General features: G+C 70.4%; 23 protein-coding genes. 9 read left to right on the top strand and 14 right to left on the bottom strand.

All coding sequences use genetic code 11. The features are described 5' to 3' along the window. Window positions 1-8: 8 nt before the first annotated feature. The gene (locus DMH01_RS09590; protein WP_125675203.1) at window positions 9-1,475 is read right to left on the bottom strand and encodes an amino acid permease; all 1,467 of its coding nucleotides are present in this window, start codon (window positions 1,473-1,475) and stop codon (window positions 9-11) included. A 178-nt stretch (window positions 1,476-1,653) separates the two neighbouring features. On the opposite strand from DMH01_RS09590, the gene DMH01_RS09585 reads away from it, so the two are divergent. Next, window positions 1,654-2,310, top strand: coding sequence for a TetR/AcrR family transcriptional regulator (locus DMH01_RS09585; RefSeq protein WP_125675202.1), 657 nt, complete (start codon window positions 1,654-1,656; stop codon window positions 2,308-2,310). 7 nt (window positions 2,311-2,317) lie between these two features. Here the strand turns inward: DMH01_RS09585 and DMH01_RS09580 are convergent, their stop codons facing one another. From DMH01_RS09580 to DMH01_RS09570, 3 genes are all read right to left on the bottom strand, one after another. Further along, the gene (locus DMH01_RS09580) at window positions 2,318-3,583 is read right to left on the bottom strand and encodes a ribonuclease D (protein ID WP_125675200.1); all 1,266 of its coding nucleotides are present in this window, start codon (window positions 3,581-3,583) and stop codon (window positions 2,318-2,320) included. 68 nt (window positions 3,584-3,651) lie between these two features. Next, a complete protein-coding gene (locus tag DMH01_RS09575; RefSeq protein ID WP_034318331.1) occupies window positions 3,652-4,368 on the bottom strand; it encodes a response regulator transcription factor in 717 nt (238 codons plus the stop codon). A 1,023-nt stretch (window positions 4,369-5,391) separates the two neighbouring features. Then, complete coding sequence (locus DMH01_RS09570) at window positions 5,392-5,955, bottom strand: DUF3000 domain-containing protein (RefSeq protein WP_034318088.1); 564 nt, start codon at window positions 5,953-5,955, stop codon at window positions 5,392-5,394. 88 nt (window positions 5,956-6,043) lie between these two features. On the opposite strand from DMH01_RS09570, the gene hemE reads away from it, so the two are divergent. From hemE to DMH01_RS09550, 4 genes are read left to right on the top strand one after another with little or no spacing between them, the layout of a single operon-like run. Continuing rightward, the gene (hemE, locus tag DMH01_RS09565; RefSeq protein WP_125675198.1) at window positions 6,044-7,111 is read left to right on the top strand and encodes a uroporphyrinogen decarboxylase; all 1,068 of its coding nucleotides are present in this window, start codon (window positions 6,044-6,046) and stop codon (window positions 7,109-7,111) included. Next, a complete protein-coding gene (hemG, locus tag DMH01_RS09560) occupies window positions 7,111-8,490 on the top strand; it encodes a protoporphyrinogen oxidase (protein ID WP_125675196.1) in 1,380 nt (459 codons plus the stop codon). The genes hemE and hemG overlap by 1 nt, the downstream gene beginning before the upstream one ends. 25 nt (window positions 8,491-8,515) lie before the next feature. After that, on the top strand, window positions 8,516-9,208 hold the full coding sequence (gene hemQ / locus DMH01_RS09555; RefSeq protein ID WP_016332997.1) for a hydrogen peroxide-dependent heme synthase: 693 nt from the start codon (window positions 8,516-8,518) through the stop codon (window positions 9,206-9,208). An 11-nt stretch (window positions 9,209-9,219) separates the two neighbouring features. Next, window positions 9,220-10,566 (top strand): CoA transferase, encoded by a 1,347-nt coding sequence (locus DMH01_RS09550; RefSeq protein WP_125675194.1) that lies wholly within the window; start codon window positions 9,220-9,222, stop codon window positions 10,564-10,566. A 19-nt stretch (window positions 10,567-10,585) separates the two neighbouring features. Here DMH01_RS09550 and DMH01_RS09545 read toward each other — a convergent pair whose 3' ends face one another. The 9 genes from DMH01_RS09545 to DMH01_RS09505 form a co-directional block, all read right to left on the bottom strand. Then, the gene (locus tag DMH01_RS09545; protein ID WP_125675192.1) at window positions 10,586-10,936 is read right to left on the bottom strand and encodes a hypothetical protein; all 351 of its coding nucleotides are present in this window, start codon (window positions 10,934-10,936) and stop codon (window positions 10,586-10,588) included. After that, window positions 10,933-11,748 (bottom strand): DUF692 domain-containing protein, encoded by an 816-nt coding sequence (locus DMH01_RS09540; protein ID WP_199745418.1) that lies wholly within the window; start codon window positions 11,746-11,748, stop codon window positions 10,933-10,935. Before DMH01_RS09540 ends, DMH01_RS09545 begins: the two co-directional genes overlap by 4 nt. After that, window positions 11,738-12,673 (bottom strand): TIGR04222 domain-containing membrane protein, encoded by a 936-nt coding sequence (locus tag DMH01_RS09535; RefSeq protein WP_125675188.1) that lies wholly within the window; start codon window positions 12,671-12,673, stop codon window positions 11,738-11,740. Before DMH01_RS09535 ends, DMH01_RS09540 begins: the two co-directional genes overlap by 11 nt. Window positions 12,674-12,786: 113 nt before the next feature. Continuing rightward, complete coding sequence (locus DMH01_RS09530) at window positions 12,787-13,485, bottom strand: TIGR04222 domain-containing membrane protein (protein ID WP_158633201.1); 699 nt, start codon at window positions 13,483-13,485, stop codon at window positions 12,787-12,789. Next, complete coding sequence (locus DMH01_RS09525; RefSeq protein WP_125675184.1) at window positions 13,478-14,320, bottom strand: TIGR04222 domain-containing membrane protein; 843 nt, start codon at window positions 14,318-14,320, stop codon at window positions 13,478-13,480. Before DMH01_RS09525 ends, DMH01_RS09530 begins: the two co-directional genes overlap by 8 nt. Before the next feature lie 70 nt (window positions 14,321-14,390). After that, window positions 14,391-14,813 carry a peptide-methionine (R)-S-oxide reductase MsrB gene (gene msrB, locus DMH01_RS09520; protein WP_034318341.1) on the bottom strand — a complete coding sequence of 141 codons (423 nt, stop codon included), beginning with the start codon at window positions 14,811-14,813 and terminating at the stop codon, window positions 14,391-14,393. 19 nt (window positions 14,814-14,832) lie between these two features. Continuing rightward, the gene (locus DMH01_RS09515; protein ID WP_125675182.1) at window positions 14,833-15,138 is read right to left on the bottom strand and encodes a hypothetical protein; all 306 of its coding nucleotides are present in this window, start codon (window positions 15,136-15,138) and stop codon (window positions 14,833-14,835) included. Window positions 15,139-15,211: 73 nt separating this feature from the next. After that, complete coding sequence (locus DMH01_RS09510; RefSeq protein WP_233621503.1) at window positions 15,212-16,816, bottom strand: serine/threonine-protein kinase; 1,605 nt, start codon at window positions 16,814-16,816, stop codon at window positions 15,212-15,214. 180 nt (window positions 16,817-16,996) lie between these two features. After that, window positions 16,997-17,683, bottom strand: a complete 687-nt coding sequence (locus DMH01_RS09505; protein WP_125675178.1) for a TVP38/TMEM64 family protein — start codon at window positions 17,681-17,683, stop codon at window positions 16,997-16,999. A 24-nt stretch (window positions 17,684-17,707) separates the two neighbouring features. Between DMH01_RS09505 and DMH01_RS09500 the strand changes: the two genes are divergently transcribed. The 4 genes from DMH01_RS09500 (at window position 17,708) to DMH01_RS09485 (ending at window position 21,105) form a co-directional block, all read left to right on the top strand. Then, window positions 17,708-18,265 carry a GNAT family N-acetyltransferase gene (locus DMH01_RS09500; protein WP_125675176.1) on the top strand — a complete coding sequence of 186 codons (558 nt, stop codon included), beginning with the start codon at window positions 17,708-17,710 and terminating at the stop codon, window positions 18,263-18,265. Window positions 18,266-18,284: 19 nt separating this feature from the next. After that, on the top strand, window positions 18,285-19,304 hold the full coding sequence (locus tag DMH01_RS09495) for a DNA polymerase domain-containing protein (protein ID WP_125675175.1): 1,020 nt from the start codon (window positions 18,285-18,287) through the stop codon (window positions 19,302-19,304). A 360-nt stretch (window positions 19,305-19,664) separates the two neighbouring features. Then, a complete protein-coding gene (locus DMH01_RS09490; RefSeq protein ID WP_125675173.1) occupies window positions 19,665-20,057 on the top strand; it encodes a DUF6221 family protein in 393 nt (130 codons plus the stop codon). Window positions 20,058-20,064: 7 nt separating this feature from the next. Continuing rightward, a complete protein-coding gene (locus DMH01_RS09485) occupies window positions 20,065-21,105 on the top strand; it encodes an LLM class flavin-dependent oxidoreductase (protein WP_125675171.1) in 1,041 nt (346 codons plus the stop codon). Between the two features lie 40 nt (window positions 21,106-21,145). Here DMH01_RS09485 and DMH01_RS09480 read toward each other — a convergent pair whose 3' ends face one another. Next, on the bottom strand, window positions 21,146-22,738 hold the full coding sequence (locus tag DMH01_RS09480; protein ID WP_199745478.1) for a helix-turn-helix domain-containing protein: 1,593 nt from the start codon (window positions 22,736-22,738) through the stop codon (window positions 21,146-21,148). Window positions 22,739-22,817 lie beyond the last annotated feature (79 nt).

Below are 22,817 nucleotides of genomic sequence, written 5' to 3'. Positions count from 1 at the left end.
ACCTTCCTTCAGGTCGCGGGGACGGGAACCGTGGTGAGCGCGGAGCGGCGGCGCCAGCAGAGGTAGCCGGTGAGCAGCGCGGCGCCGACGAACTCGATCGGGAACAACAGGACCCAGACGGAACCGGTGCCCGCCAGGTCGTAGATCTCGGCTCGTGGCCAAGCGATGTTGACGATCATCATCGCGCCGTACCCTACTGCCGCGATGTTGACCGGAATAGCCCATCGTCCCAGGGAGAAATGGCCGGGCTCGGCGCTGAACCGGCCTTGACGGCGCCGGATCAGCAGCGGCCCGGTCACCAGGAGATAGGCGAGGTAGACCACGACCACCGAAGTGCCGGTGATGGTGCTGAAGATCGTCGGATTCCCCAGATTCAGCAGCAGGAGCCCGATGGCGAGCACGCCGGAAAGCACCGCGGGCGCGATCGGCGTACCGGTGCGGGCGTTGACCGCGGAAAGCCTCCTGGCGCCGGGGAGCGCGCCGTCGCGGGCCATCGAGTAGATCAGCCGGACGGTGCCGGTCTGGATGGTCAGGGTGCACACGACGACCGCGATCGCGACGTCGGCGAGGAACACCCGGCCGAGCGTGTCGCCGAAGACGGCCGTGATCACGTACGGCAGGCCTTTCCCCGCCAGTTGCCCGTCGGTCAGGCTCGGTGCCGCCATCAGCGCGGTGATGACGACGGCGAGCCCGCCGACCCCGGAGATCAACAGCGCCCGAAGCACGGCGCGCGGGGCGATGCGGCGGGCGTCCTTGGTCTCCTCGGCGACGGAGGCGGCGGTATCGAAGCCGTACAGAACGTAGGCCGCCATCAGCGCCGAAGCGAGAACGCCACCGGCGCCGGGGCTTTCGCCCGCTGGCTGGAGCACGACCTGCGGGCCGCGGACGGCGAACAGCACGAGCCCGATGATCAACACGAGCACGCCGACGAGTTCGGCCCCGACCCCGATGTCGTTGATCCGCGCCATCAGCCGCACGCCGCCCGCGTTGATCGCGGTGGTGACGACGATCAGCAGGGTGCCGAGCAGGACCGCGTTGCTGGCGCCGGTCGGGGAGGTGATCGCCGGATCCCCGCCGACGAGCTGGAACCCGCTCCAGACCGACGGGAGGACGACCTGCAGCGCGATCGCGGCACCGGCGAGCGCCACCACGCAGCCCACCAGCATCATCCAGCCGGCGAGCCACCCCGCGAATCCGGGGGAGAGGTGTTTCGCCCACTGGTAAACCGAGCCTGCCAGCGGGAATCGGGCGGCGAGTTCGGCGAAGTTGAGCGCGACGAGCAATTGCCCGGCGATCACCAGCGGCCACGTCCAGAAGAAGAGCGTGTCGCCGAAGGAATAGCCGAAGGCGAACAGCTGGAACACCGTGGTCAGGATGGAAACGAAGGAGAAACCGGCGGCGAAGGCGGAGAAACCGCCCAGTGTCCGGCGAAGTTCTTGGCGGTACCCGAAGGCGGAAAGGTCTTCGGAAGGCATTTGCGGAGGCTCCTGTCTCAAGGGCCGGATTTCGATCGGCTGACCGAAATTAAGCGCGTGCGGGATCCTTCCGATCTCCGCCGGGTAAGCGCGGTGTTAACAGATACCGGATTCGGTAACCTGGGCCGACCGCCGGACGTAACAAAGATCTTCGCGGAGAAATGGCAGGATCGGATAGATGACGAAAACGACCGGGGTGGGCAGGCCGAGAGCCAGCGGCGCCGCCGCGAGCAAACGGGAGGCGCGGTTCGCCGTCTTGGACGCGGCGGGGGAGCTGTTCACCGGCGCCGGGTACGCGGCGACGACCACACGCGCCATCGCCGAACGCGCCGGACTGCGCCAGGCGTCGCTCTACTACCACTTTCCGTCCAAAGAGGACATTCTCGCGGCGCTGCTGGAGGACACCGTCCGGCCGTCACTCGACGTCGCGGGCGGGCTTTCGGCCAAGCTCGCGCCGGTCGGCACGCGGCTATGGGCGCTGGCCTACGCGGACATCCACCTGCTCGGCAGCGCGCGGCACAACCTCGGCGCCCTGTACCTGCTGCCCGAGATCTCCTCGCCGCGGCTCGCCCGGTTCCGGGCGGAGCGGGCGGAACTCAAACGCGTCTACGGCTCGCTCGTCGCGGCGGCCGGTGTCGCCGGAGACCTTCGCGGCATCCGGACCGATCTCGTGTTCGGGCTGGTCGAGAGCATCGCGATCGTCCGGCGTGACCGGCCGGACCTGGACGTCGAGGCGCACGCCGTCGAAGGGGCCGACGGCGTGCTGAGGCTCGCCGGTCTCGGGGAACCGGACGCCGCGCTGCGCGAAGCCGCGCGGGCGCTGCTGGAGGGCTGAAGCCGGGTCAGGCGGCGGTGGCGTGGAGCGCCTTGCTCAGTACCGCCACCGTCAGCTCGACCTGCCAGGGCCGGGCACCGCCGTCGCGGAGGACCTGGGCGACCGAGTCCTCGCTGAGGTCCGCGGGCGGACGCCAGCAGGTGCGGCGCACCAGCTCCGGCAGCAGCAGGTTCTCCACCGGGAGCCGCCGGTCCTCCGCGATCGCGGAAAGCGCGGCCCGGGCGGCCGAAAGCCGGGCGGCGGCGTCGGGATCTTTGTCCGACCATCGGTTCACCGGCGGCGGCCCGTCGGTCTGCTGCGCCGGGGTCGGCAGTTCGTCGGCGGGGAGCGCGCGGGCGGCCTGCAGATGCCGCAGCCAGCTCGCGGTGTACTTGCGCTGGACCCGGCCGCTGAACACCGGCAGCGCCTGCAACTGGTCGACGGTCTTCGGGTCCGCGGTGACGGCGTTGATGATCGCGCTGTCGGGCAGGATCCGGCTCGGCGCGCGGTCGCGTTTACGGGCGAGTTCGTCTCGCGCCTGCCACAGTTCGCGCACGGCGGCGAGGCCTCGGGCGCTGCGGATCTTGTGCACGCCGGACGTCCGGCGCCACGGCTCGGCCCGAGGAGCGGGCGGCGGCGCGGTGCGGACGGCCTCGAATTCCTGCTGGGCCCATTCGAGCTTGCCCTGGGCGGCCAAGTCGGCTTCGAGCTTCTCTCGCAGCTCGATGAGCAGCTCGACGTCGAGGGCGGCGTAGTTCAGCCAGTCGACGGGAAGCGGGCGCTTCGACCAGTCGGCGGCGCTGTGCCCCTTCTCCAGCTGGTAGCCGAGGAGGAGTTCGACGAGGGTGCCGAGGGCGACCCGTTCGTACCCGGCGAGCCGTCCGGCGAGTTCGGTGTCGAAGAGGCTCTTGGGGTGCAGGTCGAGTTCGGCGAGGCACGGCAGGTCCTGAGAGGCCGCGTGCAGCACCCATTCGGCGTTGTTGAGCACTTCCGCGAGGGGTTCGAGCTGCCCTTCGAGCGGAATGGGGTCGATGAGGAAGGAGCCGGCACCTTCGCGGCGCAGCTGCACGAGATAGGCCTTCGGCCAGTATCGGTAGCCGGACGCGCGTTCGGTGTCCACGGCGATGGCCCCGCTGCCGCCCGCGATCTTCGCGCAGGCTTCGGCGAGGGCGGTCGCGTCGGCGATCACCGGTGGAGTGCCCTCGGCGGGCTCACGCAGGAGGACCGGTCCACCGGTGTCATCGGTGCCGGTCTTCGGGTCCGTCTGCGGTTCTCCGGGTCGGTCGCCTTCCATAGGTGAAGACCCTACGGGACGAGCGGGCCGCGCCTGGTCCGCCCGCCCCGCAGGGCTGTTCGCCTTTGTCAGCGGATCACGCCGGCACGCATGGCCAGCGCCACCATCTGAGCCCGGTCACCCGTGCCGAGCTTGCGCCCGATGCGGGAGAGGTGAGACTTCACCGTGAGAGCGGAGAGGCTGAGTTCCTCACCGATCTCCTTGTTGCTCTGGCCGTCGGCCACGAGCTGCAGCACCTCGACCTCGCGCGCCGAAAGCTCGCGCGGGGTGTTGTCGGTGCCCGCGACCCGGGTGCCGGTGGCCAAGACCGGTGCGACGCTCGGGTCCGCGTAGACGCCGCCCTCGAGCACCCTGCGGACGCCGTCGGTCACTACGACCGGCGATGCCGACTTGAGCAGGTATGCCTGGGCGCCGGCCTGGAACGCCGACCTGACCGCGTACGGGTCGTCTGATGAAGCGAGCACCACTACTCGAGGCCAGCCATGGCTACGGAGTTCCGTAACCAGCTCGATGCCGCTGCCATCCGGCAGTCCGAGATCGAGGATCGCCAGGTCACAAGGCCCGGTGGCCTGTGCTCGCGCCCTCGCCTCGGCCACCGTGGCGGCCTCGTGGACGGTGCCCGCACCCATCTGTGCGAGTCTTGCTGAGATTGCCTCCCTCAACAGCGGGTGGTCATCGACCACCAACACGGAAAAAAGCTCTTCCCGCGGGTGCGGAACCATGCTCGCCGGCAATGAACCGGCTGGCGTGGATCGGACGGCCTGAGAAATGCCGACGGTAGCCACGTCACTACCTCCCTGGAGTCGGTCGTGCCCCCCGACCGGCACCGGGACTTTCGGCCGTTTAGCCGCGCCAGCTTTAGACCGAAAGTGGTGTCGTCGATGGCACTGTAGCCGCCCTGAGGCCTTCGCGGGGGGATCGAATGGGTATCTATCTCAAACGAGTAGTCACTCAGGGAGTTCGTCGTAACACGATCGGGCTAGTACACAGCCGGTGGCTAACACATCGCCGAAAGAACACGATGGACTTGAGTTACCGGGGCTCGACCGACTGTGCAGATGGGCCGTGCACCTGCCGGTGCCTCTGCCCGGGACCCTCGGCAGGCGGGGTGCCGAGGGCCGGAAAGCGGCCCCGGCATGGGACTTGATCAACTTCGCGGAGAGTCATGATCGCTCCGCTCGGTGACGATGACGGTGACGCTCCGGAAGCGTCTCGGGGTGCTCGTGGCCGGGTTTGATCTTGTTGCTGACGGTGACAGCCGGGTTAGCACGAACGGGGTGGTCCAGACCTCTGGATGGGCGGCTCCGCGCTGGTCGGAGCTGGTCTAGTCCAGATGGCCCTGAAGGGTCGCTCAGTGGCGTACAGACGCTCTCAGGGGCTCGCAGACGGAGCAGTCGAGGCGTTCTCGGGCGCTTCGCGAGCGTCGCGGCTGTCCGTGAAGGCCTCCTTCCCTACTTTGAGCGTAGGGAAGGAGGCCTTCACGGATTCGCAGGCGGGAGCAAGGGACCTTTAGTATCGCTAGCTTTCCTAGCGTCGCTAGCTGGCCGGAAATCGCAAAATAACCCAAATGCTATGTCTCGATTGCTGGGATCCGGCGTGTCGGGACCGTCGCCGACGGTGTCGAGGGGGTGTCGCAAGTCCGTGAAGGCCTCCTTGAGGGACCCAGAGTCCCCCAAGGAGGCCTTCACGGACTTGCCGCCGGTTCGGGGCGCCGATGTGCTCGGCTGAAGTACATGAAGGCCCCCTTCCTGTACCTAGGCGCAAGGAAGGGGGCCTTCATGTACTGGGGAAAGGTGCCCGAAGCCGCTTCAGGAGGACTGGCGCTGCTCGAAGAGGGTCACGCCGACCGGCGGCAGCCCCACGACGCTCGCCATCACCTGGCAGAACGCCTGCCCGTGCGGCCGCAGTGCCGCGTCCGTCGGCGTCCAGGAGGCCCGGAGTTCCAGATCGTCGGTGCGCGCGGGCCCGGAGATGTCGCCGAAGCGGGCCGACGACGTCTCGGTGACCGTGCCGCCCAGCGCCGTCCAATCCGCGCCGGAGCTCTCCAGCGCGTCGGTCAGCCAGGACCAGCCCACGGCGGGGAGGAAGGGATCGGTCGCCAGTTCGCGGTCGAGTTCCGCGCGGACGTACATGACCAGCCGCAGGACCCCGTCCCAGCCCTCCTGGCCCTCCGGATCGTGCAGCAGCACCAGCCGTCCCGACGCCAGCACGTCCGCCGGCCCTTCGACCTCGCAGCTCACCGCGTACGACCACGGCGCCAGCCGCTGCGGCGGGCGCATCGTCTCCAGCTGGACTTCGGGGCGGGGCCGGACCGATTGCAACGCCGCGACGGCTTCACGGAAGAGATCGGGTACTGACGTCATCGCGGTCACCAACCGACTGTAAGACGCGATCGTCCGGTTCGGGGCGCAGGCGCGCCGAGAGTAAGGCCTCCGAGCGCCCATGGCACCATGAACCGTGATGTCTCCTTCAGTCGCTTCTCCCGCGCAGACCGTCCCCGCGGCCCGTCGCGCCCTGCCCGGTGCGCCGTTCCTGGCCGCCGCGCGCGGCGAACGCCCGGCCCACACCCCCGTGTGGTTCATGCGCCAGGCGGGCCGGTCACTGCCCGAGTACCGGGCGCTGCGTGAGGGCACCTCGATGTTCGAAGCCTGCTTCGACCCCGAGATGCTCGCCGAGATCACGCTCCAGCCGATCCGCCGTCACGGCGTCGACGCGGCCATCCTCTTCAGTGACATCGTCGTCCCGCTCAAGGCGGCGGGCCTCGACATCGACATCGTCGCGGGCACCGGCCCGGTCGTCGCCGAGCCGATCCGCGACGCCGCGGGCGTGCGCGCGCTGCCGGTGCTGGAGCCGGAGCAGGTGGAGCGGGTCGCCGAAGGGGTCCGGCTGCTGGTCGGGTCGCTGGGCGAGACGCCGCTGATCGGGTTCGCGGGCGCGCCGTTCACGCTGGCGTCGTACCTCATCGAGGGCGGGCCGAGCCGCAACCACGAGCACACCAAGGCGCTCATGCACTCCGAGCCGGAGCTGTGGCACGAGCTGGCCGGACGTCTCGCGGACATGGCGATCACCTTCCTTTCCGCGCAGCTCGACGCCGGGGCCGACGCGATCCAGCTGTTCGACTCGTGGGCGGGCGCGCTGTCGGAGCGGGACTACCGCGAGTTCGTCCTGCCGCATTCGGCGAAGGTGCTGTCCGCGGTCGCGGGCTACGGCGTGCCCAGGATCCACTTCGGCGTCGGCACCGGCGAGCTGCTGGTGGCCATGCGCGACGCGGGCGCCGACGTGGTCGGCGTCGACTGGCGCATCCCGCTCGACGAAGCCGTCCGGCGGCTCGGCGGCGGTGTCGTCCAGGGCAACCTCGATCCGGCGCTGCTGCACGCGTCCTGGCCGGTGCTCGAAGCCGAGGTCCGGCGCATCCACGCCGAGGGCCGCGCGGCCGACGGCCATGTCTTCAACCTCGGCCACGGCGTGCTGCCCGGCGTCGACCCGGACGTTCTGACGCGCGTGGTCGGGCTGGTGCACGAGCTGTAATGAGGACCATCGCCGTCGTCGGTGGCGGCATCTCGGGATTGACCGCGGCGTACCGGCTGCGGACGCTGCTCGGCGAAGACGCCCGGATCGTCGTCTTCGAGGCGACGGACTCGCTCGGCGGGAAGCTCCGCACGGTGGAACTCGCCGGGGAGCGCTACGACGTCGGAGCGGAGGCCTTCCTCGCCCGGCGTCCCGAGGCGCTCGCCTTGGTCCGCGAGGTCGGGCTGGGCGAAAGCCTCGTCCACCCCACCAAGGCCCGAGCCAAGATCCACGCCGGTGGTTCCGTGCTCGGCCTGCCGCCGGGCACGGTCATGGGTGTCCCCGCGTCGGCCGACGCGGTCGCGGGGGTGCTGTCGGAGAAGGGGCACGCCCTGGTCGAGGCCGAGGCGTCGCTGTCTCCGCTGAAGCCGTCCGCGGAGGACGTGCCGCTCGGCGAGCTGCTGCGTGAGCGCTTCGGTGACGAACTCGTGGACCGGCTCGTCGATCCGCTGCTCGGCGGGGTCTACGCCGGAGGAGCGGACGGGCTCGGGCTGCGCGCGACCATGCCCGGTCTCGCGTCCGCGATCGATCGCGGCGCGCGCTCGCTCACCGAAGCCGCCGCCTCGCTCATGCCCGCCTCGCCGAGTACGGCGCCGGTCTTCGGCACCCTGCTGGGCGGTCTCGGAACGCTGATCGCGCGGCTCGCGGAGCTGTCCCGCGCCGAGGTCCGCACCGGAACCACCGTGACGGCGCTCGAGCGCACCGCCGACGGCTGGAAGGTCGACGACCTCGACGCCGACGCCGTCCTTCTCGCCGTCCCGGCGCCTCCGGCGCGACGGCTGCTCGACGGCGTCGCGGGAGTGGCCTCGTCGGTGTTCGCGAAGGTCGAACTCGCGTCGATGGCGGTGGTCGCGCTCGCGCTTCCGCCGGGGACCGCGCTGCCCGAGTCGTCCGGGGTGCTGATCGGCGCGGGGGAGCGGGACGCGGCCGGGAAGCCGTTCGCCGCCAAGGCGTTCACCTTCTCCTCCCGCAAGTGGGCGCAGTACGGCGAAGGCCCGGTGCTGGTGCGTGGCTCGGTCGGCCGCTTCGGTGAACCGGACGCACTGCACGCCGACGACGAAGAACTCGTCCGCGTGGTCCGCGACGACCTGGCCCGGCTGACCGGGGTCACCGCCGAACCGATCGACACCCTCGTGACCCGCTGGGGTGGCGGGCTCCCGCAGTACGGCATCGGGCACCTCGTCCGCGTCGAGCGGATCGAACGTGCCGTCGCCGCCGTCCCCGGCCTCGCCGTGGCGGGCGCGACGCTGCACGGCGTCGGGATCCCGGCCTGCATCGCCACCGCCGACGCGGCCGCCCGCCGCATCGCCGGGATCACACCGACCCACGAGGGCTCCTGAGCACCGGCAGTGCCAAGATGGCGGTATGGCGCGGCTGAACTACAACGAGCTCAATGACACCATCCGCTACACCGCCTGGTCGGTCTTCCGGGCCGAGCAGGGCAAGCTCGGCGAAGACCGCGCGAAGGCGACCGCGGAGACCACCGAGTACCTCGACGCGCTGGAGGCCAAGGGCGTCGTCGTCCGCGGTGTCTACGACCTCTCGGGGCTGCGCGCCGACGCCGACTACATGATCTGGTGGCACGCCGAGGAGATCGAGCAGGTCCAGGCGGCGTACAGCGGTTTCCGGCACACCCCGCTCGGCCGCGCGTCGGCGCCGGTGTGGAGCCAGGTCGCGCTGCACCGCCCGGCGGAGTTCAACAAGAGCCACATCCCGGCGTTCCTCGCCGGCGAAGAGGCCCGCAAATTCATCTGCGTCTACCCGTTCGTCCGCTCCTACGAGTGGTACCTGCTGCCGGACGACGAGCGCCGCAAGATGCTCGCCGACCACGGCAAGGAAGCCCGCGACTACCCGGACGTCCGCGCCAACACGGTCGCGTCGTTCGCGCTGGGCGACTACGAGTGGATCCTGGCCTTCGAGGCCGACGAACTGCACCGCATCGTCGACCTGATGCGGCATCTGCGCGGCACCGAGGCCCGGCTCCACGTGCGCGAGGAGATCCCCTTCTACACCGGGACGAAGGTGGCCCCCGCCGAGCTGATCGCGCTCCTGCCCTAGTGAAGGCCTCCGTGGACACCCGCGTCTGGACCACGCTCACCGGTGACCCCCTCGCCGAAGACGCCGTCGAGATCACCGGCCCCGAGTCGGTGCTGCCCGGGACCTTCCGGGTCGAGGAGGCGGCGACGACGAGTATCGCCGCCGCGACGCTGGCCGCCGGGGAACTGTTGCGGCTGCGGGGAATCGAGCCGGGCAAGGTCTCGGTCGACACCCGGCACGCCGCCGCGTCGTTCCACAGCGAGCAGTACATCCGGGTCGACGGGGAGCCGGTGCCGTTCAGCGCGCCGCTGTCCGGCGACTACCGGGCGAACGACGGCTGGGTGCGGCTGCACTGCAACTACCCGCGTCACGTTTCCGCCGTGTGCTGGGGCTTGGGCGTGCCCGCGACCCGGGCGGCGTTCGAGAAGGTCGTCGCGGCCAAGTCGAAGTACGAGGTCGAGTCGGCGGTCATCGGCGCCGGCGGTGCCGCCGCCGTGCTGCGCTCCCGTGAGGAGTGGCTGGCGCACAAGCAAGGACAGGCTTCGTCCGCGTTGCCGGTCGCCGAGATCCGGCCGCTCGGGCCGTCGGAACCCGTGCGGTTGTTCGAGTCCGACCGGCCGCTGGGCGGGGTGCGGATCCTGGACCTGACCCACGTCATCGCCGGACCGGTCGCGGGCCGCGTGCTCGCCGCGCACGGCGCCACCGTCATGCACATCGGGTCGGCCCAGCTGCCGACCGTGCCGCCGCTGGCCGTCGACACCGGGATGGGCAAGCTCTCGGCGTACGTCGACCTGGAGACCGAAGCCGGGCGTTCACGGCTGCGCAAGCTGATCGCCCGCGCCGACGTCGTCCTGCAGGGTTTCCGGCCGGGATCGTTGGTGGCCAAGGGCTTCTCGCCGGAAGCGATCGCCGAACTCCGGCCGGGAATCGTCGTCGCGGACCTGTCCGCCTACGGCTGGGAAGGGCCGTGGGCGCGCAGGCGCGGGTTCGACAGCCTGGTGCAGATGGCGTCGGGGATCGCCGACGAGGGCGGCAAGACGGCCGGGCTCGACGGCCCGGGGCCGCTTCCGGTGCAGGCGCTCGACCACGCGACCGGCTGGCTCACCGCGGCGGCGATCATGACCGCGCTCCGCCGGGCGGCCACCGAGGGCGGCAGCCGGCATGTCCGGACCTCGCTCGCCGGGACCGGGGAGTGGCTGAACTCCTTGGGGCGCAAGGAAGCCGGGCCCACCGGCTTCGACGGCGGCGAATGGCTCGAAGAAGTCGACGGTCAGCTCGGCCGGGTCACCCGGGTCAAGATGGCCGGCACGCTGCCGGGCTCGAATCCACAGTGGACGGAAGCGACGCACGTGCCGGGGAGTGACCGCCCGGTCTGGTGACCGACCCGCATTTAGTCCTCTAAACGCGGCGTAGGCGTAGCCAGCTCGCGAACCGGCCCCGGGGCTTCGGGACTTCGCCGCGTTCCACGAGCCACGTTCCGAAAGCGTCCGCGTAGGCCCGCGCGCGGATCGCGTCTGTCTTCGGATGGCTGGTCGCGTACTCACGGAACAGCGCGGCGAACCGGTCGCCGAGGGCCTCGGCGAGATCCGGGCGCAGGTAGGCGACCAGCCTGCGCTGCTTGTTCCGCAAGACGTTCGCCTCGATACGGAGCCTGTCCGCGTCGAAGCCCGCCGGGGCGTCGCCTCCGGCGAGGAGTGCCTTGAGCAGCTCGGCCTGCTGGGCGGCGAGCCGCTCCCGGGGCGACGTCACGGCGAGACCGCTTCCCGCAACGCGGCCAGCTCGGCCGCGAGTTCCGTGTCGGACGGGTAGTCGTCGTCGCGTTCCAGCAGGACACCCGGCGGCTCGGTGCGGCGCCGCAGTTCGCGCAGCAGGTCCAGCACCTCCGGGACCACCGGATGGGCGTGCGTGTCGTGGTAGACGCCGTCGCGTTCGACACCGCCCGCCATATGCGTGTACGCCAGCCGTTCCCACGGGATCTCGTCGAGGAACCGTTCGGGATCGGTGCCGAGGTTGCGGGCGTTGGCGTACAGGTTGGCGACGTCGACGATCAGCAGGCAGCCGGTCCGGTCGGTGAGCTCCCGCAGGAACTCCGATTCGGTGAACTCCGCGTCCGGCCAGTCCAGTACCGCCGCGATGTTCTCCAGCGCGAACGGGGCCTCCACGATGGACTGGGCGAGCTTGACGTTGTCCACCAGGACGTCGAGCGCTTCCCGGGTGCGGGGGAGCGGCATCAGGTGACCCGAGTCGAGCCCGCCCGCGCGCACGAAGCACACGTGGTCGCTGGCCATCGGCGCGCCGAGCTCGCGGGTGACCTCCGCGAGATGCTCGACGCGCGCGGTGTCCAGCGGCTCGGCCCCGCCCAGCGACAGCGACACCGCGTGCGGCAGGACCGGCATTCCCTTGTCGCGCAACGCGACCAGGGTTTCCGGAAGGTGCCCGGCGTGCAGGTTCTCGGCGACGACCTCGACCCAGTCGACGCCGGGCAGCCGCGCGATCGACAGGTCCAGCTCGTGCCGCCAGCCGATGCCGATCCCGAGCCTGCCCGGCCCGTCAGCCACCACAGCCGCCGCCTCCGCAGGAACTGCCACCGCTGCTGCACGAACTTCCGCCACTGCTGCCACTGCACGAGGAACCGCCACCGGACGAACCGCCACCGAAACCGCCGGAGACCGGTGGCGGGATCAGGGCCGCGCTCAGTTCCTCGTCCGGGTAGTAGGCGAGGCCGCCGAACGCGACCGCCGCGGCGGCGCCGCCCAGCAGCGCGCCACCGGCCATGCCACCCATCGAGGTGCTGTTGGGGATGCCGCGTTTGCGCTCCCGGCCGTGGGCGGACCTGGCCCGGTGGAGGACCCGGCCGCCTTCGCTGGTCGGCCGCGGGCCCGACCGCTTGTTCTTGACCGCCCGCGCGACCAGCGTCGCGAACACGGCCGCGATCAGCAGCGGGATGAGGAAACCGACGGGCCGGTCGCCGGAGATCCCGGCGATCAGGCGGACGACACCGAGCACGAGCACGGCGAGGTACAGGAAGAACACGACCTGGCGGATCCGGGGCGACCGGTCCGCGACGACGAGCCCTCGCTCCTCCAGCCCCCTGGCGAGCGCCTGCATCGGCCCCGACATCCGCAGCCGGTCGCGGATGCCGCGGGTGGTGGAGTTGTACCCCGGCCGCGCACCCTTGGCGACGGCCTTTTCGATCGGGTCGGCGGGCTCGGGGCCCGTCAGCTGAAGCTGTTTCGTGCTGCTGACCCGCAACGTCCCGCGGTCGACCAGCGCCGCGATGGCCGTGTCGACCACCCGGTCCGGGCCGCCGGCGAGATAGGCGAGCTCGTACACCGTCGGCTCCGGCCCGCTCACGGCGGCACGCGGCGCCTTGACGCCCAGCTTGACCGCGATCGTCCACAGGAGACCGACGACCAGCGGGAACACCAGCAGGGCGCCATAGATCGCCAGGAAAGTGGGTCCGGGGATGCCCCAGGTGTCTTCCATCGCACGGGCCTTTCACGAGCAGGTGCACTTACCGTAGTCGGACGCTTTTCCGTCCGGTCGTGGTTCCGTGATTCGAACATCCGGAGCAGCTCTTCACGACGGCAGTTGGACCGTCAGCAGCGGCTCAGGATGGCGGCGAACTCCCGATCGGGATATGCGCCGAAGCCGCCGACGGCCACCGCGCCCGCCGCACCCGAAACGAGGCTCCGATCCGTCTCGGCCTCGGCCAGGACCGCGCGGCCCGCGGTCGTCGTCCTGCCCTCGTAGTCGGTCCGGCCGAGCCGGAGGGCGACGATCAGCAGGGCCAGTGCGACGACGAGAAGCACGGTCAGGACCACGATGCCGTCGGTGGCGATCGACCGGACAGTCCCGATCCCGAGAAGGACGGCGTAGACGGCCGCGGTGATCCTCCACGTGAGCCGTCGCCGTCCTTCGGCGACGACCAGGCCGCGCCGGCTCAAGTCGGTCCACAGCGCCCGCATCGCCGGGCCGCGGCTCATCGTCGTCCGCAGCGCGTGGTCGGGGAACGCGGGCAGGTGACCGGCGAGCTCCAGGCCCAGCGGGTCGACCGGAACCAGTGGAGTGCGGTAGATCCTGCCCGAACCGCCGAGCCGGGCCTGGTCCCGTTCGAGCATCGAGGCGACCACCGTTTCGGTGACCCGCGCGGTGCCACCCGCCAGGGCGGCCACGTGCCGCACGCTCGGCAACCCGCCGCCGTCGTGGAAGCCGCGCCGGAGCCAGACCACGTGAAGCCCCGCGACCGTGACAGGAAGCGCGATCGACGGCGCGTAGAGCCACAGGAAGTCAGCCACCGCACCCACCTCCGCCTCCACCGCAGGATGAACTACTCGCGCAGCCGGTTCCACCGCTCGACGAACCCGCCGACCCCTTGGCGGTGGCATCGCCGGTCCTGACCAGCATGTCCGCCATCACCGGATCGGGATACGCCGCCAAGCCGCCGAGCGCCACCGCGCCCGCCACTCCGGGGACCAGAGCAGGATTCCGCCGGGCCGCGCCGATGACGCGCAGTCCGGCCGTGGTCGGCAGGACGGTGCGGCTCGGCCGCTGGAGAAGGGCGGTCCCGGCGATGGCCGCGACCACCGCGAGGAGGAGACCCGCCAGCACTCCGGCCGGGCGGCCCAGCGGGATGGCGTTCGCCAACCTCGCCAACCCGAGCGCGAGCACGGGGAGATAGACGATCAAGGCCGCCAGCCATCCGGCGCGACGGCGACGTTCGTCCACTTGCAGGCCGCTCAGCTGAAGTTCGTTGCGCACTTCCTGGACGGCGGCGCTCCGGCTCAACAGCTTCTTCAACCGGTAGAGCCCGCCGGCACCCGCTTGCGGAATGAGTTCGGTGGCGGCGCGCGTGAGCGGATCTCCCTGTCCGCCGCGGAGGACAGTGAGCCGTCCCTGGCTGTCCAGCCGTATCCGTTCACCGGCGACCATGGTGGCCACCACGACATCGGCGACCCGCTCGGTGCCACCGTCCAGCGCGGCGAGGTGGTACGGGCCCGGCGGCGTCCACTCGTCGGCGGCACGACGCCGGAGCGACTGTGCCCACAGTCCGGCGAACAGAAACGGCAGAACGACGAGGCAGCCGTACAGCCACGCGAAAGCCGGTCCCGAGATCCCCCAGGGTTCGTTCATACGACACCGCCCTCCCCGACGTTGTTTTCTCGAGAACGCGTCTGGAAGGGCGGTGGTTCGCTTCGGTTGGTTACGACTCGGGAACGAGCTTCAGCGAGATCGAGTTGATGCAGTACCGCTGATCCGTCGGGGTGGCGTAGCCCTCGCCTTCGAAGACGTGCCCGAGGTGGCTGTGGCACGACTTGCACAGCACCTCGATCCGGCGCATCCCCATCGTGGTGTCCTCGCGGAGGAGGACGGCGTCGGTGTCGGCGGGGTCGTAGAACGACGGCCAGCCGCAGTGGCTCTCGAATTTCGTGTCGCTGCGGAACAGCTCGGCGCCACAGGCTCGGCACTGATAGACACCGGTGGTCTTCTCGTCGGTGTACTCACCGGTGAAGGGGCGCTCGGTGCCCGCCTGGCGGAGCACGGCGTACTCGTCGGGGCTGAGCTGTTCCCGCCATTCCTGCTCGGACTTGACCACGCGCGGCGTGGCTCCGACAACGGGTTTCATGCCTTTCACCGGTTCCACGTTACCCCGCGAGCCACGCGATGGCCCGGCCGATGATGTCCCATGCGGTGACCATCACGCCCAGCACGATGAGGATCACGACGAGTGCCGAAATCCACCAGCGCAGACCGCCGATACGGTTGCTGGAGTCGGCGAAGTCGGAGACACCGTCGATGCAGGCTTCCACGGTGAAGTTCGGGCCGCAGCGTTCGATGCGGTCCAGATGCTCGGCGAAGGCACGGGCTTCGGGATCGTACGGGTCGAGGCCTACCAGATCCTCCTGGAAGCGAGGATTCTGGCCAGGTCCGAAAGGTCCGCTATCGGCCATACCGGCAACAGTAAGCCACGAGCGGCGATTGGCCTACCACCAGCGAGGCGGGTCTCACCACCGCCACGCTGCGTCAGTTGCCGAGTACCCGGGTGTCGGCGTCGATGAGGTATTGCCCGCCGACCTGGATCACCCGCAGCGCCGGACGCGGGCCGCCGTTGATCGTGATGTTCATGTCGATCGACCCGTCGGGGTTCCCGCCGCCGCTGTCGGCTCGCGCCTTCTCCGAGCCGGTGACCTTGTGTGCGGCCCAATAATCGGCGAAAGCCTGCTCCGAGCCGTACACGGCCTTGGCGGCGTCCGTGAGCTTGTTCCAGCTCTCGGACGTGCCGATCTTGCCCGTGTCGAAGAAGTCCAGCAGGAACCCGCCCACGCTCGAGTAACTCGTGATCTTCTCGCTCGGGGTCTTACCCAGGCCCGCCGGCGCGGGTCGCGACGAGGACGGCGCACTCGACTTGGGCGCCGAGGAGCTGGTCTGCGGGTTCGCCCCGGCGTTGTTACCGCCCTGGTTGTCGGTCCCGTTGCCCGAATTCAGCACCAGGAACACGATCACGGCGATCACCACGACCGCGGCACCGGCGCCCGCGAACAGGACGGCCTTGCGCTTGGCGTCGGTGGGCTTGGCCGGGGACGGCCGCACCGGGGCGGCCGCGGACGGCGGCGGGCTCATCGCGGCGACCGGCCGCGGCGGCGTGTTCGGCGGGGCGGACGGCGAGCGCATCGGGATGAAGGCGGCCGTCGGCGTGTGGGTCTTGGCCGGAGCCGGGGCAGTGCCCGCGGCGGACTGGGCGGGCTTGTCGGTCCGCTGCCACGGCGGCCGCTCTCCGCCGGGGATGCCGTGCCCCGGGGTGTCGGGCACGGCGGGCTGTCTACCGCCGCCCGCTCCGAAGAGCCTCGGCGACGCCGCCGTGCCCGCGGCGGATTCGTTCGCCGCCAGTGCGGCGAGGCGCTCACGGGCCTCGGCCATGGTCGGGCGCTCGGTCGGCTCGGTGCGCAGAAGGCTCATCAGCAGCGCCGTCGCGGGGCCCGCCTGCTGCGGCGGGTTGATCTGGCCGTTCGCGGCCGCGTACAGCAGCGCCAGCTGGTTCGAGCTGTTCCCATACGGGGTCTGGCCCTCGATCGCCTGGTAGAGCGTCGCGCCGAGCGCGAAGACGTCGGAGCTGGGCACCGGGTCGGAGCCGCGCGCCAGCTCGGGCGCGAGGTACGCCGGGGTGCCGCCGATCAGGCCGGTCTGGGTGAGCGTCATGTCGCCGGCGGCGCGGGAAATGCCGAAGTCGGTGATCTTCGCGGTACCGGCCTCGTCGATCAGGATGTTGCCCGGTTTGACGTCGCGGTGCACGATCCCGGCGCGATGCGCGGCGACCAGCGCCGACGCGACCTGCTCGCCGATCTTCGCGACGCGCCCCAGCGGCAGCGTGCCTTCCTCGGAGATGATCGCCGAGAGGCTCGGGCCGTTCAGGTACTCCATCACCAGGCAGGGATCGCCGCCGTGCTCGGCGATGTCGAACACCACGATCGCGTTCGGATGCTGGAACCGGGCCGCGTTCTTCGCCTCGCGCATGGCGCGCTGGCGCATGTTGTCGCGTTCGGCCTCGGAGACACCCGGCTGCGGGAGGATCTGCTTGACCGCCACCGAGCGCTCGAGGCGGACATCGATGGCACGCCAGACCACCCCCATGGCACCGCTACCAATTTGCTCGACCAGGCGGTAGTGCCCAGCGATCAGCTGACCGGTGTCGATGGCGACTGCTCCTGACACATTCTTTGACGAACACATCCCGGGTGATGGTGGCGTTACGCGACCTGACAGGTCCCGCGCACCCGATCGAGTGTAGCGGGCGGCGGTTTCGGCTCCCCGTCAGCTCGCCGGTGCGGAGGCGGGCAATTCTTCCTCACCGCTCGGTTCGGGCACCGGCCGGGCTTTGCGCCGGAAGACCTTGGCGAGCCCGATGGCCCCCGCCGCGGCGAACACGGCGTAACAGATCAGCAGGGCGGGCGGTGTTTCCCCGGTCAGCGCGTCGCCGAGGACGACGACCGCGATCGTTCCCGGCAAGCTGCCGAGCGCGGTCCCGATCAGATACGGGGCGAAACGGACCGATGACACTCCGCACAGGTAACTGAACGGAGCGAACGGCACCATCGGGATCAGCCGTAGGGAGGTGATCGCCAGGACCCCGCCGTCGGAAAGCCGGTCGTTGACCGCGCGGACCTTCGCCCGATGCAGGTGCCGGACGACCAGATCGCGGCCCAGTGCCCTCGAAAGGGTGAAAGAGAGCGCGGAGGCGACGATGGTCGCCAGGATGCCGACGACGATGCCCGTCGTGGCGCCGAGCAGCAGCCCGCCCGCCAGGTTGAACACGGTGCGCGGGATCGGTGCCACGGTCAGGACCGCATAGACCAGGAAGAACACCAGCGGGGTGGCCGGGCCGGTTTCGGCCGCCCAGGCCCGCAGCCCGGCCGGACTCGGGATCGGCAGCAGGACCGCGGCCGCCACGAAGAGGGCGAGCACGGTGAGCGCGAGGATTAATTTGGTACGGCCGGACACTGCGTCAACCGTACGGTATCCGCTGTGATCGACACCGAGGCGCTGCGGACGCAGCCCGAACTCACCGGCGAGCTCGTCTTGCTCACGCAGCTCGACGAAACCTACTTCGAGACCGCGTGGAAGGCCCTGCAGGAGCCCGAAACCACCCGGCTGACCGGGACGCACACCCTGTTCACCCCCGAGCAGATCCGGACCTGGCTGGCCGGGCGGAGAGGCCTCGACGACCGCGCGGACTACGCGATCGTGCGCAAGGAGGATCGCGCGCACGTCGGGGATCTCGCGCTCACCGACGTCGACAGGGACAACCGCTCCGGGGCGTTCCGCATCGCGCTGAACGGGCCGGAGTTCTTCGGCGGGGGTTACGGCACCGAGGCGACCAGGCTGCTGCTGGACTACGCGTTCGGCACCGTCGGCCTGCATCGCGTCTCGCTGGAGGTCTTCGACTACAACCCGCGGGCCCAGCGCGTCTACGAGAAGGCCGGGTTCGTCCGGGAAGGGCTCCAGCGGGAAGCGCTGTGGTGGGACGGCGAGTGGCATGACGTCGTCACGATGGCAATCCTGAAGACCGATCCCCGGCCCTGATCGGCGATACGGTGTCCGCATGCCCAAGAACGGTGAGCCGATCGAGGTCGAGGCAGGCGAGCGCAAGGTCCGCGTGTCCAGCCCGGACAAGGTGTACTTCCCGGCACGGGGGATCACGAAGCGCCAGGTCGTGGAGCACTACGTCGCGGTCGGGAAGCCGTTGCTGCGCGCGATCGGGGAGCGGCCGACGACGCTGAAGCGCTACGTCGACGGCGTCGAGGGCGAGTGGTTCTACGCCAAACGCGTGCCGAAGGGCGCCCCGGAGTGGGTGGAGACCGCGAAGATCACCTTCCCGTCCGGCCGGACGGCCGAGGAGGTCTGCCCGACCGAGCCCGCCGTGTTCGCCTGGGCGGCGAACCTGGGCACCTTCGACTTCCACCCCTGGCCGGTGCGGCGGCCCGACGTCGACCACCCCGACGAACTCCGCATCGACGTGGACCCGCCGGACGAGGCGGGTTTCGCCGACGCGGTCGAGGTCGCGGGCGTGGTGCGCGAGGTCCTCGACTCGGCGGGCCTGGTCGGTTACCCGAAGACCTCGGGCGGCCGCGGCGTGCACGTCCTGGTGCGGATCCGGCCGGAGTGGGACTTCATCGACGTGCGCCACGCGGTGATCGCGCTGGGCCGTGAGGTCGAGCGCCGGATCCCGGACAAGGCGACCATCGCGTGGTGGAAGGAAGAGCGCGGCGGCCGGGTCTTCATCGACTACAACCAGGCCGCGCGCGACCGCACGGTGGCTTCGGCCTGGTCGGTCCGCGGGACCCAGCGGGCAACGGTGTCGACGCCGCTGACCTGGGATCTGCTGACCGAGGTCGACCCGGACGACTTCGACGTCCTTACCGCCGGCGCTTTCTACAACGAGCGCGGCGACCTGCACGCACCGATGGACGAGCAGGCTTTCGGCATCGAGACGCTGCTGGAGTGGTACGCGCGGGACGAGCGCGACCACGGTCTCGGCGAGATGCCGTATCCGCCGGACTACCCGAAGATGCCCGGCGAGCCGAAGCGCGTCCAGCCGAGCAAGGCGCGCGATGATACTTAACCGATGAGAAGGTCGAACGTGTCGTGTTCGTGAGCGAGGCCGACGGCGGGGCGAAGGGTCCCTTCGCTGCGTCCGACGCGACCAAGGGAGCCTTCGCCCCAAAGTGAGCGCGACGGCGAGCCCGGCCACGAGGGGGAACGCATTTCGTGACGATGTGTGCGTTTTCGGTGACCAATTCGCGCCTTTTCTTCGTTTTGCTCCCGGAGTGATTGCGCTTTCATGTCGATCCAGAAACCAGTCACCGTCACGCGGTGGATCGATACGAGACTGTGTGACGCGTGGGACTCAGCCGTAACGCCGGGCCTCCTGCCAGCGACATTTCCCTCCGAACACTAGGCTGGGGGAGACGAAGGAGTACCCGTGGACGACCTGATCGCCTTTCTCGCCGCGCGTGTGGGGCAACGCCAGGCGTTGATCATGCAGGCGGTCAAGAAAACCGAGATCAACGAATCGCTCACCCGCGGTGAGACCAAGGTCGTCATCGAAAAGAAGATCCGTTCGCTCAACGACATCGAGCTCGACACGGTCAATCAGATGATCAACGAGATCGAGGCGACCCGGCGGCTCCTGCAGGCGCACCGCACCACGGTTTCCGAGAAGGTCCCGGGATTCCCCTTGTACGGCAACGAGTACTGGTGCGAGACGTGCCATGTGCCCGCCGACGAGGCCGGGACGAACTGGTGCCTGACCCTGCGGCTGCTGGCCCTGCCGCACGCCGACCACCCGGACTACAGCGAGCGCTGGCGCCCCTGAGCGGGGAATGCCCGCCGGGTCCGGACGCGTTGACCAGAAGGTGATCACGCTTTCGGTACTGGACCGGTCCCCGACCCGCCGCGGCGGCGACGCGCCCCGCGCCCTGCGGGACACGGTCGCCTTCGCGCGGGACATCGAAGCGCTCGGCTATCACCGGTTCTGGGTGTCCGAACATCACAGCGTGCCCGGCGTCGCCGGTTCGGCGCCCACGGTACTGGCGGCCGCCGTCGCCTCGGCGACCGAGCGGATCCGGGTCGGCACCGGCGGCGTGATGCTGCCGAACCACCGGCCGCTCGTGGTCGCGGAACAGTTCGGCGTGCTCGAATCGCTCTTTCCCGGCCGGATCGACATGGGGCTGGGCCGTTCGGTCGGGTTCACCGGCGGGGTCCGGCAGGCACTCGGGCACGAGAAGGACGACGCCGATCGCTTCGGTGACCAGGTACGCGAGCTGCTGGGGTTCCTCGCGGGCGACCAGACGAGCTATCCGGGCGTGCACGCCATTCCCGCGGAAGGCCTGCGCGTGCCCGCGTTCCTGCTGGCGACCGGCGCCGGGGCGAAGCTGGCCGCGGAACTGGGGCTGCCGCTGGTGATCGCGCCGGTCCGCGGCGAGGGTCCGCTGCTCGAAGCCATCGAGGGGTACCGCGCGGGGTTCCGCCCGTCCGCGCAGGCGTCGCGGCCCTACGTCGTGGTGTCGACGGCGATCGCGGTCGCCGAGACGGCCGAACGGGCACGGCGGCTGCTGATCCCCGAAGCGTGGTCGACGGTCTACTCACGGACGCACGGCGTCTTCCCGCCGTTGTCGCCGGTGGAAGAGATCCTCGCCGGTCCGCTGCCGGACCGTGACCGCGAACGGCTGGACCGGGCGCTCGACGGACAGATCGCCGGCACCCCGGACGAGGTGGGTGACCGGCTGGCCGACCTCGTCGCCAAGACCGGAGCCGACGAGATCCTGGTGACCACCAGTACTTTCGACCAGGCGGAGCGGCTGGATTCCTATCGCGCGCTGGCCGAGGTCGCCGGGTCGCGGAGCCTCGCCGCGGTTTCCTGACTTGCCGCATTCAGAGGACTAAACGCGGGCAGGGGAAACCCTAGAGGCGCAACAGAAGCTGGGTGAGGATGCGTTGCGCGGGGTCGTCCAGGTCGATCCCGCACACCTCGCCGGCGCGGCGTACCCGGTAGCGGACCGTGTTCGGGTGGATGTTCAGCTCGCGCGCCGCCTTCCGGACGTCGCCGAACGCGTCGAGGTAGGCGAGCACCGCGGGCACCAGGATGCCGCCGTGTTCGGCGTCGTGGGCGATCAGTTCGGCCAGCCGCGGATCGCGGATCCTCGGCTGCTCGCCGAGGAACGCGAGCACTTCCGAGAGCAGGACTTCGGCGCGGACGTCGGCCAGTGAGGCGACGTCCGCGGTCCCGTGCCCGCGCGCCATCGTCGCCAGCACGCGGTCCGCGTCGCCGCGCGAGGCCGCCGCGTCGGAGAGGCTGGGGACCACGCCGCCCAGCGCCGCGCGCACCCGGACGTCGAGATGCCGTCGGGCGGTGCCGGCGATTTCCTTGGCCAGCGTCAGAATCCGCGGTTCGGCGTGCTCGGGGAGGTCGGGAAGGAGCGCGTAGACCCGGCCGCCGATCACGCTCACCAGAGCGCTTCGCCGGTACGCGGCGGTGTGCACGGTGATCAGGTGCACCAGCTCCGCGCGCCGGAGCTGCCGGTCCGTCGCGGCCCGGTCGCGGGGGAGCGAGAACGCCAGCACCATGGCGGGTTTCCCGGGATCCGCGCCGATGTCGTCGGCGACGGATTCGGCGTCGAGGCGGCCGTCGAGCAGCCCCGCCAGCAGATCCTCGCGCAACCGGAGTTCCGGGCTGGGCAGCGTCCGGTGACGGATCAGCTGTGGCGCGAGCGCGCGGCTGGCGCCGAGCAAGGCGACTTCCGCGCTTTCGGTGAGCGGATGCGCGCCCTCCTGGACCCAGATCGTGCCCAGCGGCTGTGATCCGGCGTGGATCCCGGCCGCGATCCGCCGCCGGATGCCGAGATCGGGCCGTTCGTCGATGCGGACGATGCCTTCACCCGCGCGGAGACGCTGGTAGACGCCCCATTCGCGCAGCATCGCGAGGTATCGCTCCGGGCCTTCGCGGCCGAGGATCGAAAGCCTGCGCAGCTCGTCCACCTCGTCGCCCGCCCGCGAATAGGCCAGCACACGGCTCGCGGTGTCCTCGATGCTGACGAGGCCGCCGGTCAGTGTCGCGATGGTCTGGGCGAGTGAGAACAGATCGCCCAGCACCTCGCCGCTGTCCGCCTCGCCACCCGCGCGAGCCGCGTCGACGACGCCCCTGGCCAGGGCTTCGACCTGCTCCCAGCGCGCCTCGTGGCCCACCTCGATCAACGCGATCCCCGCGTCGGCGGCGACGTTCACGACGGCCATGCCGTTCTTGACCGCGACGGCGGCCGCGCCGGACCGCCCCGCTGCCCGGATCGCCCCCGCGGCGGAGCGTCCGCGAGCGCCGATCACCAGGACGAGGTCACCCGGATGGGCGTCGGGCGGATCCTCCGGATCGTGGATGACGACGTCGTCCACTCCGACACCGAGCCCGCCCGGGGCCGCGAGCACCCTGACCAGCGGTTCCCCGAGCGTGGCGAGGACGTGCCGCAGGGAAGCGCCGGGGGTCGTCTGAGTAGTCGTCTTGATCACCGATTAAGCCGATCGGACAAGATGGTCACCCTGATTCTAGCCAGTCGAACAAGCCGTCGCGGAGCCGTCAGGTCTA

Source organism: Amycolatopsis sp. WAC 04182 (assembly GCF_003947465.1).
Lineage (GTDB): Bacteria > Actinomycetota > Actinomycetes > Mycobacteriales > Pseudonocardiaceae > Amycolatopsis.
This window is presented reverse-complemented; position numbering and strand designations above follow the sequence as displayed.